We start from the raw sequence: 16,497 nt of genomic DNA, 5'->3' as shown, positions 1-16,497 counted from the left end.
ATCATGACACGCTCCTCCCTTTTCGCGATTTCCGCAGCCGCGCTCGCCGCCGCAGGATCCGGTCCCGCCGCGTCCCCTGCGACCGCGCAGGCGCAGAACGTCGACATCAATGTCGACCTCATCATGAACGGGTCGGTGTGCGGGGCGAGCTATCGTCTTGGCGACGGGCGCAAGCTCGATTTCCGGATCAATGCCGAGAATTTCAATGTCGACATGGCGGTGCAGAACCTGCCCGCCGATGTCGTCAATGCGGGCGTCGACAAGGAGAACGTGCCGATCACGATCGTGGTCAACGACGACTGGCGCACGACCGCCGACCGCGGCATCTATCGCGCGGGCTTCACCTATCGGGCGATGGCCTACTGGACCGATAATGCAAAGGGGCTGGAAATGCTCGACAGGCTGGCGGATGTCGAAACCATATCCGTCGAGCTCGATGGGCAGAGCTACGGCCCCGCGACGTCCAAGCCGTCGCCCGACATCGGTTTTCTCTACATCAGGAACTGCCTGAGGAAGAACGGGGTCGATATCTGAGCAACCGCCACGCCAAGGACGGGATTGCCATGGAGATTGACAGGCCGAGGGGGGTGGTGGACGCACTAGGGCTCGAACCTAGGACCCGCTGATTAAGAGTCAGCTGCTCTACCAACTGAGCTATGCGTCCATACCGATAAGCATCGGAAAGTCACGCCGATGGGAGGCCGGGAGGCGCTGCCGAATCGCGTGAGGCGCTGCATATAGCGTGCTCTGTGCGTATGGGAAGGGGCTATGAGACCGTCTCGGCGATATTCTCGTAGCGCAGCGAGAGAAAGCGGTCGCGCGTCTCGGGCGTGAGGCGCAGCGTGCTCTCGAAGCGGTCCGACATATTCTCCTCGATCCGCACCACGCCTTCGCGCGAAAGGCGATGCGCGAGACGCAGAGCGGCAGGCTGCGACACGCCCAGCACGAGGTGCAGCTGGCGCAGGGTTGTCGCGTGCCCTTCCACTTCGCGCTGGCGGATCGCTTCGGTCATCAGAGCGGCGAGCACGATCCCGCCGTCACGCAGGGGCGGTTCGGCCTGACGGCAGGGCTTGCCTGACCCGAGACGAGCTAACAGGGCGCGAAAACGACGCAGGGGAGCGAACATGATGGGCGAGCCGGCGCTTGAGGGAGTTCCTGGCGGCAGGCTGGCCAAAGGGGGAGTACCGCTGCCGCCAGGATCCGGGCTATCAGCCTTCCCCACCCTTAAGGGGGCAGGGTGCGACCCGAAGGCCCGAACTGGTTTCGTGAGCGCCTATGGCGGTGCTTTACGGGTGCGGAAAGTCGCCCATCCGGGTGACTTCGTGTATACTCCGAGGGATGCAGCGACACTTCGCCCGCCTCGACCGGATCGACGACATCGCAGCGGCGATCGAATATGGTTGCGAAGTGGCGAAGGAAGAGGGCGTGGTGCGCCAGAGCTATCACGTCACGCCGCTGTTCGAGGAGCCGACTTCGCCGTCGACCATCGTCTATTCGCGCGGCTTTTCGCAGGAATGGCTCGATCTCTACCAGCGCGCGGAATTCCGCCGCGATGACCCGATCCCGCGCCGGGTGCTGGAGTCGGGCACGATGATGACGTGGCGCGAGGCGATGGAGGCGAAGCCGAACACGCCTGCCAACGAAGCCTATTTCGAAGCGATGCGCGATCACGGGCTCATCCACGGCTTCGGCGTGCCGTTGTTCGGGATGCATGGGCGCGATGCCTATGCCGCGATCGATTTCGGCCGCCCGATCGAAGAGGTGTCGGATAGCCAGCTCGGCCTCGTGCGGGCGATCGCGCAGGCGGCGCACCAGCGGGTCTGCGTGCTGATCGAAAGCGCGCCGGAGAAGATCAGCCTGTCCGAACGCGAGCGCGAAGTGCTCGAGTGGTTCACCGAGGGCAAGTCGCTCTCGGTTACGGCGGACATCATGGGGCTTTCGCCCGACACGGTGAAGACCTATGCCCGCCGGATCTATGCGAAGCTCGATGCATCGGACCGGGTCGGGGCAGTGGTGAAGGCGCTCAGGCTCGGCCTTGTCCACGTCTAGGCCGACAGTCCTCCCGAAAGCCCTCCGCCCGGCGCACGCTTGTTCCAGCGGTCGACCATCATCAGCGCGCCGATGCAGATCATGTTGGTGAGCATGGAGGAGCCGCCGTGGCTCATGAAAGGCAGCGGGATGCCGACCACCGGCGCAAAGCCCATGACCATCAGCAGGTTGACCGCGACGTAAAAGAAGATCGTCGCAACCATCCCGCCCGCAAGCAGCTGGGCGAAGCGATCGCGCGAGGCGCGCGCGACCTCCAGCCCCCAGCGCAGGATGATGGCGAAAATGCCGATCACGAACAGGCCGCCGACGAGCCCCCACTCCTCGGCCATGGTGGCGAAGACGAAATCCGTGTGCGGTTCGGGCAGGTATTGCAGATGGCTTTGCGATCCCTCGTTGAAACCCTTGCCGAACAGCCCGCCCGATCCGATCGCGATCTTGGACTGGGTGATGTGGTAGCCAGCGCCCAGCGGATCGGCCTCGGGATCGAACATCGTGAGGACGCGGCGCTGCTGGTATTCCTGCAGGCCGAAGAAGAAGGCGACCGGAGCCGCCGCTGCGGCCGCGAGCCCGCCGAGGATGAACCACCGCAGCGGAAGCCCCGCGAGCAGCATGACCACCGCCCCACCGAAGGCGATGGCAAGGCTGGTGCCGAGATCGGGCTGGAGCAGGACGAAGGCGACCGGCGCAAGAATGAGAGCGCCCGGCAGAACAACCGCTCGCCACCCTGTTATGAGCCCGACCGGAAGGGTCGAATAGAACTGCGCGAGTGTGACCACGATCACCGGTTTCATCAGTTCGGACGGCTGAAGCACCATGAACCCGAGGTCCAGCCAGCGCTGGCTGCCGCCGCCGACCTGTCCGATAATCTCGACCGCAACGAGAAGGCCGAGAACGACGAGGTAGGCGGGGTAGGTCAGGAACTTGACGAGTTCGCGAGGGAAGGCGGCAATCACCCACGCCATCACGAGAAACACGCCGAAACGCACGAGGTGTGAACTGGCAAAGGGATCCATCGAACCGCCCGCCGCCGAATAGAGCACCGCAGCGCCGAAAGCGACCAGCATGAAAAGCGGGATGAGCATCCCCCAGGGCTGGCGCGCGATGGGGTCGGGCACGATGCTCGACACGGGGCTCGGCATGGCGGCGCTACTCCTCTCCGGCGATCGGGCTTGACGGCGGTAGCCCTGCGTCCGGCGGCGGGCTGCCCGATGCGGTCGGGTCGGGGCGCGGCGCAATCGCATCGTCCGCGATCGCCTGCGTGCGCGCCGCATCGAGCCGAGCCTCGGCTTCGACCTGGTCGAAGATGTCCTCGTCGCGGCGCGGCGGGGGAATCACGGTTGCGCCGCGCTCGGCGGCATAGGCGGCGTAGCGTTTCTCGAGCCGCTCCTGCGCGGTCCCGCCCCATTGCTCTTCAAGCTTGAGAAGCGCGTCCATGCCCTTTTCGGGATCGAACATGAAAGTCATCACGTCGCGAGCGATCGGATAGGCAGCGCCCGATCCGCCACCGTGTTCGATCACCACGGCGCCAGCATAGCGCGGGTTCTCGAACGGGGCGAAGAATACGAAAAGGCCGTGGTCGCGGTATTTCCACGGGCCGGATTTGCCGTCCGATACCGACAGCGAGACGACCTGCGCTGTCCCGGTCTTGCCCGCCATCAGGATGTCGTCGAGCGGCAGCCGCCCGCGCCCCGCGGTGCCGGGCCCGTTGACGACATCGCTCATCGCCTGCCGCACGAAGGCGACGGCCTCGTCGGCCAGATCGACCTGATCGGTCCCGCGCGTCGGCGTGTTCATGACGAGCCGCGGCATCACGTGCCGCCCGGTCGCAAGCCGGGTCGCCATGACCGCGAGCTGCAGCGGGCTCGTGAGATAATAGCCCTGGCCGATCGAGGCGTTGACCGTGTCGAAATCCTGCCACTCGCGGCCGAACTTATTGAGCTTCCAGTCCGGTGTCGGAACCGTGCCGTAGAACTGGCTGGTGACGGGCAACGGGAACTGCTTGCCGAGCCCGAACTGGCTCGCCATCGCGGCGACCTTGTCGAAGCCGACGGCCTGCGCGTAGTGGTAGAAATAGCTGTCGCACGACTGGTAAATGGCCTTCGCCATGTCGACCGTGCCGTGGTTGCTCCAGCAATTGAAGAAGCGGTTGCCGATCCGACGCCCGCCGCCACAGGAAATCGTCTCGTTCGGGTCGATCCCTTCTTTCAGGAACGCCATGCAGTGCATCGGCTTGACCGTCGAGCCGGGCGGATAGAGACCCTGCAGCACCTTGTTGCGCAGCGGCACGCGCTCGTCCTCGCGCAGCATGGCGTATTCGACCGAGCCGATGCCGTCCGAAAAACTGTTCGGGTCGAAGCTCGGCATCGAGGCCATGCAAAGAAGGTCGCCGGTCGCGCAGTCCATCACGACGACCGAGCCTGATTCGAGCCCGATGCGGCGCGCGGCATAGTCCTGCAGCGGCCCGTCGATGGTCAGTTGCACCGGATCGCCCTGGACGTCCTCGCGCGTTTCAAGGTCACGCACGATCCGGCCCGAGGCGGTGACCTCGACCCGCCGCGCGCCGGGGACGCCGCGCAATTCCTGCTCGAACTGCTTTTCCAGCCCGTCCTTGCCGATCTTGTAACCCGGAGTGATGAGGAGCGGATTGCGGTCCTCCTCGTCGTATTCCTCGGCATTGGCCGGGCCGACATAGCCGATCAGGTGCCCGACCGAGCAGCCTGTCGGGTAAAAGCGCGAGAAGCCGCGCTGCGGGACGATGCCTTGCAGGTCGGGCAGGCGCACGCTCAGCGCCGCGAACTGCTCGTAATCGAGGCCGCTCGCGACCTCGATGGGCTGGTAGCCTTTCGATTGCGCGACCTTCTGCTTGATGTCGGCGATCCGGTCGGGTTCGAGGGCGAGGAGCGTTCCGATCTGGTCGATCGTCGCCTCGGGTTCGGACAGGCGCTCGGGGATGACATCGACGCGGAAATCCGCCCGGTTCGATGCGAGTGGGGCGCCGTTGCGATCGAGAATCCACCCGCGCCGCGGCGGGATGAGCGACAGGTTCACCCGGTTGCTTTCGGATTCAAGCCGGTATTTCTCGTTCTCCGCGATCGCGAGATACCCCATGCGCACCGCGAGCAGTGCGCCGATCCCGCCCTGCACCGTCCCGATCACCATCGCCCGTCGGTCGAAGGTGTTGCGCAGCCCCGAGGCCGTGATCTTCGGCCCCGAACGCTTCAAACCGGTCTTCTTGAAAAGGCGCTTCATCCGATCCTCCGCGTGCGGGCGAGGCGGAAGCGGTCGAGCCAGGACACGGCCCGCGCGAAGACGGGATAGAGCACCACCGCCACCGCGATCTGCGGCAGCACGGCAAGGGCGAGGGCAGGGGAGACGGTCGCGCGCGAAAGGGCCATCGCGGCGAGGATATAGAACACGATGGCTAGACCTGCGGTGAACCAGTCCTGCCAGAAGCCGCGCCAGGGCACGCGCTGTTCGAGATACTCGAAGGCGATCATGGTGAAGGACCACAGCAGCACCGCGCTCCCGATCGGCTGCCCGCTGACGAGATCGTCGAACAGGCCGAGCGGGACGCCGACCCAGATCGGCAACAGCCCCGGGCGCATCAACCGCCACGCGACCAGCATGATGAAGCCGAGCGGCGGAGCGAGAGGCATGACGTCGGCCTGCAGGAAGAAGGGCAGCAGCGAGCCCGCCATGATCGAGGCATAGGGCACGGTGCGCGCGCGCAGCGGCGAGGGCTCGCGGTTGATGCCGCTGCGATAGCGCACGCTGCGCGTTACCCTGCTGCGCCTGTCGATCACTCCTCGAGCTCTTGCTGGGTGAGTTCGTTCTGACCCCCGATGCGCGATGCAGCCACCGCTTCGCCTTCGTAGATCGGCTCGATCGAGACGAAATCGGTCGCTGAAGGGTCCGCAATGAGCCGGGCGAGGCCGCCGTCGGGCGTAAGTTCGCTCAGCACGGCCACGGCGACTCCGGGCCGGTAGTAGCCGCCCGCGCCGCTGGTGACGAAGACATCGCCTTCCTCAAGCGGGTTGAGGCCGAGATTGATCAGGCGGATACGCAGCAGGCCATCACCGCGTCCCTCGGCAAAGGCGACCGTGTTGTCGCCCGCTCGGCGAACCGGCAGCACGCTTTCGCTGTCGGTCAGCAGCATGACCCGGGCCGACCCCCGCGCGACTTCGAGCACGCGCCCGACCACACCCCGCGGCGAGCGCACCGGCATTCCCGGCACCAGGCCGTCCTCGCTCCCGACCCCGACATAGGCAAAACGCCGTGAGCTGGTCGAAGAGGAGCCGACGAGCCGCGCGGTGGCGACCGGCTCGACTTCGCCCTTCGCAAGGTCGAGCAACGCCTTCAAGCGGCGGTTCTCGTCCTTGACCGCCTCGGCTTCGGCGAGACGGATGCGCGCGATCTCGTTTTCCTCACGCAGCCGCGCGTTCTGCGATCCCGCGTTGAAATAGCCCGTGACCGTTGCCCAGACACCTTGCGAACCGCTGCGCGCGGCGGCCGGAACCTCGCCGACGGGGGTCACCACATCGCTCGCCGCGCCGCGCAGGGGGGCGAAGCTGCCGGGCTGCCAATAGGACAGGGCGAGCAGGGCCGCGCCGAGCAGCGCGCCGAGCGCCGCGAGCAGGTATCCGGTGAAGACGGAATATTGCGCCTTCTTCGAGAAACCCGAACGGCGCGATGACGGCGGCGCCATGGCCTGCTGCCCCTTCTCTAGCTGTCGAGCGCCCCGGCGAAGACGGGGCGCGCGCGGATCATGCCGTCATCAGCACGCCGCGATAGATCGGATCTTCCATCGCCCGGCCCGTGCCGATGGCGACACAGGTGAGCGGGTCTTCCGCGATCGAGACCGGAAGGCCCGTCTCCTCGCGCAGGTGTTCGTCGAGCCGGCGGATGAGCGCACCGCCGCCGGTGAGCACGATGCCCTGGTCGACGATGTCCGCCGCGAGTTCGGGCGCGGTGTTTTCAAGAGCGATCCGCACACCTTCGACGATCGCGCCGATCGGCTCGTTCAGGGCTTCGGCAACGTGCGCCTGGTTGATCGTGATTTCCTTGGGCACGCCGTTGACGAGGTCGCGGCCCTTAAGCGTGATCGTCTCGCCCACGCCGTCCTCGGGGACGACCGCGATGCCGTAATCCTTCTTGATCCGCTCCGCCGTGGAATCGCCGATCAGAAGGTTGTGGTGGCGCCGGACATAGGAGACGATCGCCTCGTCCATCTTGTCGCCGCCGGTGCGCACCGAAGTGGTGTAGGCAAGGCCACGCAGCGAAAGGACCGCGACCTCGGTCGTGCCGCCGCCGATGTCGACCACCATCGAGCCGACCGGCTCGGTCACAGGCATATCCGCGCCGATCGCGGCGGCCATGGGTTCGAGGATGAGATGGACTTCGCTTGCCCCCGCATTCGAGGCCGCGTCGCGGATCGCGCGCTTTTCGACAGAGGTCGAGCCCGAGGGGACGCAGATGACGATTTCGGGATAGCGGAACAGGTTGCGCTTGCCGTGGACCTTGCGGATGAAATGCTTGATCATCTCTTCCGCGATCTCGATGTCGGCGATGACCCCGTCGCGAAGCGGGCGGATCGCCTCGATCGTGTCGGGCGTCTTGCCCATCATCATCTTGGCATCGTCGCCCACGGCCTTCACCCGCTTGACGCCGTTGATGGTTTCGATCGCGACCACGCTGGGTTCGTTGAGGATGATGCCCTGGTCCTGCACGTAGACGAGCGTGTTGGCGGTGCCGAGGTCGATCGCCATGTTCTGCGATCCGAATTTGAACAGGTTCGAAAGGAAGCTCATTCTTGGTTGTTCCGTGGACTTGTGGGCAGGCCCGACGGGAACCCTGCCGGACTTGTGCGACCCAGATATGACGTGACCCGATGCGCCTAGCGTTTTCGCGGTCAAAAGGCCAAAAATATTGTTGATGCGCATCGCGAATAGCGGTGGTTACCCTCGAATTTGCGACCGCTGACAGCTAGGCTGCGACAAATGCCGCAAATTCGCCGCCTTCCTTCCACGCTGGTCAACCGCATCGCCGCCGGGGAAGTGGTCGAACGCCCGGCTTCTGCGCTCAAGGAAGTCGTCGAAAACGCGATCGACGCGGGCGCGCGGCGAATCGACATCGCGCTGACCGACGGCGGGCTGACCCGGCTCGAAGTGACCGACGACGGCTGCGGTATGAGCGCCGAAGAGATGGAACTGGCGCTCGAACGCCACGCCACATCCAAGCTGCCCGACACGCTGATCGGGGAGGAAGGGGCGATCGAAATGGTCGAAACGCTCGGCTTTCGCGGCGAGGCGCTGCCGTCGATCGCGAGCGTCGCCCGCCTGACGCTCGAAAGCCGGGTCCAGGGCGCGGCCGAAGGCTGGCGCTGCGTCGTCGATCATGGCGAGCCGGTCGAAGAGGGCCCCGCCGCGCTTCCGCCGGGCACGCGCGTGCGCGTGGAGCAGCTCTTCGCCCGCGTGCCGGCACGCCGCAAGTTCCTGCGAACGGCGCGCAGCGAATACATCGCCAGCCTCGACGTGATCCGCCGGCTTGCCATGGCCCGCCCCGAAATCGCCTTTACCCTGACCAACGGGGCGGAAGGCAAGGAGCGCACGGTCCTGCGCACGCAACCCGGCGAGCCGCTCGCCACCCGCGTCGCGCAGATCGTCGCGCATGAACTCAAGGACAATTCGGTCCCGATCGACCTCACCCGCGAGACGCCGCACGGGGCGATGCGGCTGACAGGCATCGCGGGGCTGCCGACCTACAACCGGGGCGTGGCCGACCACCAGTATCTCTTCGTCAACGGCCGCCCGGTAAAGGACCGCCTGCTGGTGGGCGCAGTGCGCGGGGCCTATTCAGATATGCTCGCGCGGGATCGCCACGCGGTGCTCGCCCTGTTCCTCGACCTGCCGCCGCAGGAAGTCGACGTGAACGTCCACCCGGCCAAGACCGAGGTTCGCTTCCGCGACGCGTCCGGCGTGCGCGGCTTCATCGTCTCGGGGCTGAGACAGGCGCTCGCCACCGGCGACCGGCGCAGCGCGCAGGGGCCGGACCGCAAGGCGATGGAGCGCTGGCAGGCCGAACCGGTCGCCCATTCCCCGCAGGCGAGCCTTGAGAGCATCTTCTCCGGTCGGGACTGGACCGCTGCACAGCCGCGCCCGGCGCGCGTGTCGGAGGCGGGGGCCGACTGGAACCGCGCTTCTTCCGATGCACTTCCGATGGGCCGCGCCGAGGAAGCCGAGCCGATCCCGGACGAGGCGCGGCAATATCCCCTGGGCATCGCGCGCGGGCAGGTGGCGAACACCTATATCGTCGCCGAGGCTGCCGACGGGCTCGTGCTCGTCGACCAGCACGCCGCGCACGAACGGCTTGTCCTCGAACGCCTGCGCGCCGCCGGGGCAGGGGAGGCGGCGAAGCGGTCGCAGGCGCTGCTCGTCCCCGACGTGGTCGAGATGGACGAGGTCGATTGCGACCGGCTCGAGGAAGCGGCGGAAGGGCTCGCGCGGTTCGGTCTCGTGATCGAGCGGTTCGGGCCATCGGCCATGCTGGTGCGCGCCGTGCCCGCCGCGATCGCAAAGGCGGACAGCGACAGGCTCCTGCGCGACCTGGCCGACGACATCGCCCATCACGGCAAGCAGGAGGACAGCGGTTCGCTGCTGCTTGCCGAAAGGCTCGAATACACGCTCGCCACCATGGCCTGCCACGGCTCGGTCAGGGCTGGGCGGGTGCTTTCGGTCGCGGAGATGAATGCGCTGCTGCGCGAGATGGAATCGACCCCCCGCTCGGGCCAGTGCAACCATGGCCGCCCGACCTGGGTGAAGCTGTCGATGGAAGACGTCGAGAAGCTGTTCGGCCGCCACTGATCGCGCCAGAACAACGCTGTAACGCGCCGAACGGGGGAACGCGCTGCTTTCCGCCGGCGTTTTTGCTTTTCAGGCGCGACCCGGATAGCTGGGGCGCGCAAGACAATGAAAACGCTCCAGGAGCAGAAGGTCAGCGGAATGAACACAGGCACTCGCAGCGTCAGGCTGGAAAAACGCAGCCGAAGGGGTCTTGGCCGCGTTCTTGGGCCGATCGCCGTCTTCTTTCGCGGCTTTCTTGAAGAACCGCGCATGGTCGGTTCGGTCATCCCGTCCTCGCGCGTGACGATCGATGCCATGCTGGACCGGGTCGACTGGGAGAATTGCAGGCTTTTCGTCGAATATGGCCCTGGTGTCGGCACTTTCTGCCCCCACATCCTCGAACGCCTTCCCAAGGATGGCAAGCTGCTGGTGATCGACACGAACCCGCGCTTCGTGGACTATCTCGCCCGGACGGTGAAGGACGACCGCTTCCACGCGCGCCTCGGATCGGCGGAGGATGTCGAGCGCTTCGTGAAGCAGCTCGGGCACGAGTCGGCCGATTTCGTCCTCTCGGGCCTGCCGGTGTCGACCCTGCCCGAGGGTGTCGCCGAACGGATCGTCGCGGCGACGCGGCGGGTGCTTCGGCGCGGCGGGGCGTTCATGACCTACCAGTTCCGGCCGACCGCGCGCGATCTCACCAAGGCCCATTTCGATCGGGTCGAAACAGATTTCGTCTGGCGTAACGTTCCGCCCTGCATTCTTGCGTGGGGGTGGAAAGAGCAAGCCGCCTGACGCCTTTTCAGGCGGGTCAGCCAGCCCGGAATTGCGGGACGCCCTGGTTCGGGTCGATTTCCGGGATGATGCGATAGCGCGCGAGGATCAGGCTGAAGAGCCCGAACAGCAGCAGGCCCGCCGCCGTCAGGGAAAACAGCCAGCCCGTGCCCGCGAGCGAGGCGACCGCTTCGCCGAGCGTCTTCACCTGCGATGCGCCGCTCGACAGGAAGCCGGCCTGCACCAGCGACCATCCGATCACGACATAGACGACGCCGCGCGCGGCGAAGCCCGCTCCGCCGAGCCAGCGCGTCGCATCGGGCGCGCGCGGCGAGATGCGGTGCATGAACTTGCCCGAAATCGCCTTGTCCGCCTGATTCACCGCGGCAAGGAAGAAGGCGATGCCCAGAAGGCCCAGCACCACCCCGCCGAACTCGACCGAGAGCACCCCCGCCGCAGCGCCGCTCGCACCGCTCCCGCCCGAGGGCGATCCGGTCGCGACCTTGTAGGCGGTCCAGGCGAGCGCGAGGTGGGCGATACCGCTTCCCGCATGGCCGATCCGCTTGCCCCAGCCCTTCTTGTCGGAACCATTGTTCTCGATGTCGAAAACGGGCGAGGCGAAGCGGAACAGGGCATAGGCGGTGAGGCCGACCACCAGAACCCACAGGAGCGTCGTGCCGCCGGGAAACTCCTCGACCGCCTTGAAGATGCCGTCGGAGCCCTCACTGATCGCCCCGGCGCTCGTCAGCGCGAGCAGGCCGAGCACGAAATACAGCACGGCGCGGCTGAAATAGCCGACCCGCACGAGCCAGTTGAACTTTTCGGACTTGTCGACCACGCCGCTTCTCTCCCGATGATTGCGATTTTCCGCAAACCAACGGGGCCTTCGCCGCGATCGTTCCGACAAATGCGCCGGGCGGAGCGTTCTCAGACGTTGAACTTGAAGAGCATCACGTCGCCGTCCTGGACGAGGTATTCCTTGCCTTCTTGGCGCAGCTTGCCCGCCTCGCGCGCGGCGGCTTCTCCGCCGAGCGCGACGTAATCCTCGTAAGCGATCGTCTCGGCGCGAATGAAGCCCTTTTCGAAATCCGTGTGGATTTCGCCCGCCGCCTGCGGGGCTTTGGCACCCTCGGGAAAGGTCCAGGCGCGCGCTTCCTTGGGGCCGGCGGTGAAGAAGGTCTTGAGCCCGAGCAGCTTGTATCCGGCGCGGATGACCCGGGCGAGGCCGCTTTCGGAAAGGCCGAGCGATTCGAGATATTCCGCCCGGTCCTCGGCCGGCATGGCGACGAGTTCCGCCTCGATCGCGGCGGAAACGACGACCGCCTGCGCGCCTTCGGCTTCGGCCTTGGCGAAGACCTTTTCCGACATGGCATTGCCGGTTGCTGCCTCGTCCTCGGCGACATTGCAGACGTAAAGGACGGGCTTGGCCGTAAGCAGCTGCGCCTGCCGGAAGACGCGCGCTTCCTCGTCGTCCTTGGGCTCGGTGAGACGCGCCGGCTTGCCTTCGCGCAGCAGGTCGAGCGCCTGCCCGAGCACGCTGGCGGTGATCTTCGCCTCCTTGTCACCGCCGGTCGCGCGCTTGGCCGCGGCGGGCACGCGTTTCTCGAGGCTTTCGAGGTCGGCCAGCATCAGCTCGGTTTCGACCACTTCGGCATCTGCGATGGGATCGACGCGGTTCGAGACGTGCTGGATGTCGTCGTCCTCGAAGCAGCGCAGGACGTGGACGATCGCATCGACCTCGCGGATATTGCCTAGGAACTGGTTGCCGAGCCCTTCGCCCTTGCTCGCGCCCTTCACCAGCCCGGCGATGTCGACGAAGGCGAGCTGCGTGGCGACGACCTTGGCGCTCTTGGCGATTTCGGCGATCTTCTCGAGCCGTTCGTCCGGCACGGCGACCTGCCCGACATTGGGCTCGATCGTGCAGAAGGGATAGTTCGCGGCCTGCGCGGCCTGCGTTTCGGTCAAGGCGTTGAAGAGGGTGGACTTGCCCACATTGGGAAGGCCCACGATGCCGCAGCGGAAACCCATTAGTCACTCCGTGAAATCTGCGCGGGGCGATAGAGAGGTCGCCGCGCAAAGGCCAGAGGAGAGATGGGGGCGCGCTCACACGCCTTTCAGCTGGCGGGCGAGTTCGTCCATGTCGGCATCGGGCGTGATGATGCGCCACTGGCCGGGTGTTCGGCTGTCGACCAGCACGACGCCGTTCTTGGGGCAGATGTCGAGGCAGGGCACCTCGACGAGGCCGAGCGAGGCCTTGCGCCCTTTCTTCGCGCCGAGCGCCGCCTTGAGCGCCTTGCGGAAAGTCTGGTCGTGCTTGCCGAAGGTCAGCCCGCGTTTCTTCGCTTTCTTGCCGCACTTGCCGCAGACGAGAATGGCGTGGCTCCAGTTCGATCGTATTTCGGTCTTCATATGCTCCGACAACGCACGGGTGCGGGGCGAAGTTGCAATTTCGCGCCTTATCCCTGCTGGCGCAGCGCCACGTCGCTCATGAAGCGGGCATCGTCGCCCTCGGCAAGCCAGCGCGCTTCGTTCCCGATCGCGCCGAGCATGGTGGCGAGGTCGTCCATCTCGGCCTTGGCGTAATTGCCGAGCACGTGGCCGGTCACCCGGTCCTTGTGCCCCGGATGGCCGATCCCGATCCGCACCCGGCGAAAATCGGGGCCGAGATGCCGGTCGATCGAACGCAGGCCGTTGTGGCCCGCCGTCCCGCCGCCGCGCTTGACCTTGACCTTGAACGGGGCGAGGTCGAGCTCGTCATGAAACACTGTGAGCGCTTCGGGGCCGAGCTTGTAGAAGCGCATCGCCTCGCCCACGCTGCGCCCGCTTTCGTTCATGAAGGTCGCCGGTTTCAGCAGCAGGATCTTGGCCGAGCCGATCCGCCCTTCCTGCACCCAGCCGGTGAACTTCTTCTGGACGGGGGCGAAGCCATGCAGATCGGCAATGACGTCGAGCGCCATGAAGCCGACATTGTGCCGATGGAGCGCGTATTTCGGTCCGGGATTTCCAAGGCCAACCCAAATCTGCATGGCCAGCGCGTCTAGAGCGCCGCAGCGAAACTTCAAGCTGTCGCTCGCCCGCGGGCCCTTTCATGCACCAAAGGAAAACGCCGGGTCGGTTTCCCGCCCGGCGTTCCTTGGTGATCTCGTGGATCGGGGGAAGGGGGCTTATTCGTCGCCCTCGCCCTCGTCGCCGCCCTGTTCGGTCGCTTCGACCTCGTCGGCAGCCACCTCGTCCTCGCCTTCGGCAGCAGCCGCGCCTTCGCTCTTCTTGAGCGCCGACGGGGCGACCAGCGTCGCGATGGTGAAGTCGCGGTCGGTGATCGCGCTCTCGCTGCCGGTGGGCAGGGCGATTTCGCTGATGTGGATCGAATCGCCGACTTCCTTGCCGGTCACGTCGATCTCGATCTCGCTCGGGATCTTGTCGGCTTCGCAGACCAGTTCGAGCTCGTGACGGACCACGTTGAGCACGCCGCCCTTCTTGAGGCCGGGGGCCTTTTCTTCGTTGGTGAAGACGACCGGGACCAGCACCTCGACCTTGGAATCCTTCGACAGGCGCAGGAAGTCGGCGTGGATCGGGCGGTCGGTGACCGGGTGGAGAGCGACGTCCTTGGGAAGGGTGCGCACGGTCTTGCCGCCGAGCTCGATCTGGACGATCGAGTTCATGAAGTGACCGGTGCCGAGCTGCTTGACCAGCTCCTTTTCCTCGACGTGGATGGGGGTAGGTTCTTCCTTGCCGCCATAGATGACGGCGGGAATCCGACCTTCGCGGCGAAGTGCTCGGGAGGCTCCCTTGCCAGCCCGTTCGCGCGCTTCGGCCGGCAGGGTGAGAGCGTCGCTCATGATGTCTGCCTTTCGAATGCGTTGATGAGATATGTCAGCGGCGCCGCGCCTCCAGGGATGATCATGGCGCCGAAGCGCGGGCCGTTACAGCGATGCCGCGCTATTGGCAAGGCGTTTCGCTTGCGCGTCCGGGCTTTCAGCACGCTTCAGTGCAGCCGGGTGAGAGTGTAGCCCTCCGCCTCGAGCAGAGCCGCGAGCCCGTCCGGCCCGACGACATGAGCCGCGCCGACCGCTACGAGCGGTCGCTCGCCGCTATCGAGCGCGGCGAGGATTGGGGGACGCCAGGCCCGGTTGCGTTTCACCAGCAGGGCTTCGCGCAGCCCCGGATCGGCGAGGATCCCGCTTTCGCCAGCCTCGACCAGCGCCGCCTCGTCGCCGACGAGCCACGCGCTGGAAAGAGCTTCGGGATCGGCCCCGACGTCCGCAGCGCCCGCCACGACTTCGCGCAGCAGGTCGCGCTGGTCGGCCTCGGGCAGGGCATCGAAGATCGCAAGCTGCGCGCGTGTTCCCTCGAGTTCGCGGACCGGGCGTCCGGCGAAATCGCTCACCAACGCGCGGTCGACCCCGTTCGCGCTGCTGCCGGGGCCTTGCACGCGGGCGAGCATCAGCGCCGCCGCCCAGGTTTCGATCCGGCCCGTGTCGCGCTCGGAGAGTCCTGCCTTGGCCATGAGCTCGGCCAGGTCGTCGCGCAGGCTCGGCGCGATCCGCTGTGGGAGCGGCGGAAGGCCCGGCGTGGTTGCGAGTTCGCCGAAGGTCCGTGCGCTTGCGGCCCGGTCCTCGAAGTCGGCGATTTCGACTATCAGCAGGCCGGCCTCGGCTTCGACCCGGGCAATGGCGGGGGTTCGCCATTCGACGCCATCGGGCAGGGCATGGATCGTGCCCATCAGCCAGCCGCGCACCGCGCCGTCGGCATCGGCGATCTCGTGGATCAGCGGATTGGCGGGCTGCGCGGGATCGGATTCTTCGCTTCCGCCCGAACAGGCGGCCAGCGCGAACCCAGCGGCCAGCAGCACCCACAAGGTGCGGACCCGGAGGCGCGCAAGCGCCCTCCGGGCCCCCTCGGCCTGCGCCCGGGCGGTCACTGGACCCGCGCGGTCGCGATGCCCTTTTCGGCGAGATAGTCCTGCACGCTGTTCTCGCCAGCAAGGTGGCCCGCGCCGACCGCGATGAAGACCGTGCCCGGCTCGGCAAGGCGGTCTTCGATCCATTCCGCCCAGTTGGCGTTGCGCTGGTAGAGCAGGGCCTCGGCGAGCGCGGGGTCGTCCATGCCGTCGTTCATGATCTCGGCCAGCGCGTCGGCATCGCCCTCGATCCATTCGGCGACCATCGCATCGAGCATGGTCTTGACCTCGTCCATGCCCTCGACCGCCGACATGAGGAAGGCGACCTGCTGTTCCTGCGGCAGGCTATCGAAGATGCCGAGCTGGAATTCGGCCGTTTCGAGCGCGTCCTGCGGCTTGTCCCCGGCCTTGGCGAGGACGATCTTCTCCACCCCGCTGTCGGGCGAATAGCCCTGCTGCATAAGCGGGATCATGGTCAGCGACAGGCCAACCATCCATGGCTTGAGCGGGTCGAAGGCGGCGGCGGGCACGCCGATCTTGGCAAGCGCGGCTTCGTAGGCGGCGGTCTGTTCTTCATCGAGCAGCGAGCGCAGGGTCGTGCCGGCGGGAAGCTGCCCCTTGCTCATGGCGAGCTGCTGCATCGCCGCCTCGCTGCCGGGGTCCATCCTGATCTCGGTGACGACCGTATCCGCCTCGGCGAGAGCGCCGGCGATCTCGGGGTCATACCACTTCACCTCTTTTGGCAGGGCATGGACCGTGCCGAACAGGTAGATGGTGGTGTCCTCGTCCGAGACGCTCCACAGCGCGGGGCCTTCCGGGCCTGCGGGCAGGTCGGCGGCGGGCGGGGCGGTGTCCTCGGCGAAGGCGGGCTGGGCCGCGAACAGGGCAAGGCCGGCGGCGGAAGCGGCGAGCAGGGACTTGAGGTTCATGGCAATCGGT

General features: G+C 66.5%; 17 protein-coding genes and 1 tRNA gene. 4 read left to right on the top strand and 14 right to left on the bottom strand.

The annotated features are described in order from the left end of the window. Positions 1 to 3: 3 nt before the first annotated feature. Complete coding sequence (locus tag G9473_RS05260; RefSeq protein WP_291136831.1) at positions 4 to 534, top strand: hypothetical protein; 531 nt, start codon at positions 4 to 6, stop codon at positions 532 to 534. 54 nt (positions 535 to 588) lie between these two features. Here G9473_RS05260 and G9473_RS05255 read toward each other — a convergent pair. Together G9473_RS05255 and G9473_RS05250 are read right to left on the bottom strand one after the other, a co-directional pair. Continuing rightward, positions 589 to 664 (bottom strand) — tRNA-Lys (locus tag G9473_RS05255). Between the two features lie 102 nt (positions 665 to 766). Then, entirely contained in the window at positions 767 to 1,126 is a 360-nt protein-coding gene (locus G9473_RS05250; protein ID WP_291136828.1) for a hypothetical protein, read from the bottom strand. Positions 1,127 to 1,338: 212 nt separating this feature from the next. Here G9473_RS05250 and G9473_RS05245 point away from each other — a divergent pair, with 212 nt between their 5' ends. Beyond that, positions 1,339 to 2,049: a LuxR family transcriptional regulator gene (locus tag G9473_RS05245; RefSeq protein WP_291136825.1), complete on the top strand. Its 711-nt coding sequence runs from the start codon at positions 1,339 to 1,341 to the stop codon at positions 2,047 to 2,049. Here the strand turns inward: G9473_RS05245 and rodA are convergent. The 5 genes from rodA to G9473_RS05220 are packed head-to-tail and all read right to left on the bottom strand — an operon-like array spanning position 2,046 to position 7,856. Beyond that, a complete protein-coding gene (rodA, locus tag G9473_RS05240; RefSeq protein ID WP_291136822.1) occupies positions 2,046 to 3,188 on the bottom strand; it encodes a rod shape-determining protein RodA in 1,143 nt (380 codons plus the stop codon). The two genes, G9473_RS05245 and rodA, sit on opposite strands and share 4 nt — an antisense overlap. Positions 3,189 to 3,195: 7 nt before the next feature. Further along, a complete protein-coding gene (gene mrdA / locus G9473_RS05235; protein WP_291136819.1) occupies positions 3,196 to 5,298 on the bottom strand; it encodes a penicillin-binding protein 2 in 2,103 nt (700 codons plus the stop codon). After that, positions 5,295 to 5,852, bottom strand: a complete 558-nt coding sequence (locus G9473_RS05230; protein WP_291136816.1) for a rod shape-determining protein MreD — start codon at positions 5,850 to 5,852, stop codon at positions 5,295 to 5,297. Before G9473_RS05230 ends, mrdA begins: the two co-directional genes overlap by 4 nt. Then, a complete protein-coding gene (gene mreC, locus G9473_RS05225; protein ID WP_291136813.1) occupies positions 5,849 to 6,754 on the bottom strand; it encodes a rod shape-determining protein MreC in 906 nt (301 codons plus the stop codon). Before mreC ends, G9473_RS05230 begins: the two co-directional genes overlap by 4 nt. A 58-nt stretch (positions 6,755 to 6,812) precedes the next feature. Further along, positions 6,813 to 7,856 carry a rod shape-determining protein gene (locus G9473_RS05220; RefSeq protein WP_291136810.1) on the bottom strand — a complete coding sequence of 348 codons (1,044 nt, stop codon included), beginning with the start codon at positions 7,854 to 7,856 and terminating at the stop codon, positions 6,813 to 6,815. Between the two features lie 189 nt (positions 7,857 to 8,045). On the opposite strand from G9473_RS05220, the gene mutL reads away from it, so the two are divergent. Both mutL and G9473_RS05210 read left to right on the top strand, forming a co-directional pair. After that, positions 8,046 to 9,908, top strand: a complete 1,863-nt coding sequence (gene mutL, locus G9473_RS05215) for a DNA mismatch repair endonuclease MutL (protein ID WP_291136807.1) — start codon at positions 8,046 to 8,048, stop codon at positions 9,906 to 9,908. A gap of 105 nt (positions 9,909 to 10,013) precedes the next feature. Next, positions 10,014 to 10,679, top strand: coding sequence for a methyltransferase domain-containing protein (locus G9473_RS05210; protein ID WP_291136804.1), 666 nt, complete (start codon positions 10,014 to 10,016; stop codon positions 10,677 to 10,679). A 16-nt stretch (positions 10,680 to 10,695) separates the two neighbouring features. On the opposite strand, the gene G9473_RS05205 is transcribed toward G9473_RS05210, so the two are convergent. The 7 genes from G9473_RS05205 to G9473_RS05175 all read right to left on the bottom strand — a co-directional run bounded on the left by G9473_RS05205 (position 10,696) and on the right by G9473_RS05175 (position 16,487). Beyond that, a complete protein-coding gene (locus tag G9473_RS05205) occupies positions 10,696 to 11,496 on the bottom strand; it encodes a DUF1206 domain-containing protein (RefSeq protein WP_291136801.1) in 801 nt (266 codons plus the stop codon). Positions 11,497 to 11,585: 89 nt separating this feature from the next. Continuing rightward, the gene (gene ychF / locus G9473_RS05200; RefSeq protein ID WP_291136797.1) at positions 11,586 to 12,686 is read right to left on the bottom strand and encodes a redox-regulated ATPase YchF; all 1,101 of its coding nucleotides are present in this window, start codon (positions 12,684 to 12,686) and stop codon (positions 11,586 to 11,588) included. Positions 12,687 to 12,761: 75 nt separating this feature from the next. After that, positions 12,762 to 13,067 (bottom strand): (2Fe-2S) ferredoxin domain-containing protein, encoded by a 306-nt coding sequence (locus G9473_RS05195; RefSeq protein ID WP_291136794.1) that lies wholly within the window; start codon positions 13,065 to 13,067, stop codon positions 12,762 to 12,764. Positions 13,068 to 13,114: 47 nt separating this feature from the next. Further along, positions 13,115 to 13,684, bottom strand: coding sequence for an aminoacyl-tRNA hydrolase (gene pth, locus G9473_RS05190; RefSeq protein WP_291136791.1), 570 nt, complete (start codon positions 13,682 to 13,684; stop codon positions 13,115 to 13,117). A 138-nt stretch (positions 13,685 to 13,822) separates the two neighbouring features. Then, complete coding sequence (locus G9473_RS05185; protein ID WP_291136789.1) at positions 13,823 to 14,497, bottom strand: 50S ribosomal protein L25/general stress protein Ctc; 675 nt, start codon at positions 14,495 to 14,497, stop codon at positions 13,823 to 13,825. 146 nt (positions 14,498 to 14,643) lie between these two features. After that, positions 14,644 to 15,510: a TraB/GumN family protein gene (locus G9473_RS05180; RefSeq protein ID WP_291136786.1), complete on the bottom strand. Its 867-nt coding sequence runs from the start codon at positions 15,508 to 15,510 to the stop codon at positions 14,644 to 14,646. Between the two features lie 65 nt (positions 15,511 to 15,575). After that, on the bottom strand, positions 15,576 to 16,487 hold the full coding sequence (locus G9473_RS05175; protein WP_291136783.1) for a TraB/GumN family protein: 912 nt from the start codon (positions 16,485 to 16,487) through the stop codon (positions 15,576 to 15,578). Positions 16,488 to 16,497: the final 10 nt, after the last annotated feature.

It is taken from the genome of Erythrobacter sp. (assembly GCF_011765465.1).
In the GTDB taxonomy this organism is placed as follows: Bacteria; Pseudomonadota; Alphaproteobacteria; order Sphingomonadales; family Sphingomonadaceae; genus Erythrobacter.
The sequence above is the reverse complement of the archived record's forward strand: the minus strand, read 5'-3'. Positions and strand labels throughout refer to the sequence as shown.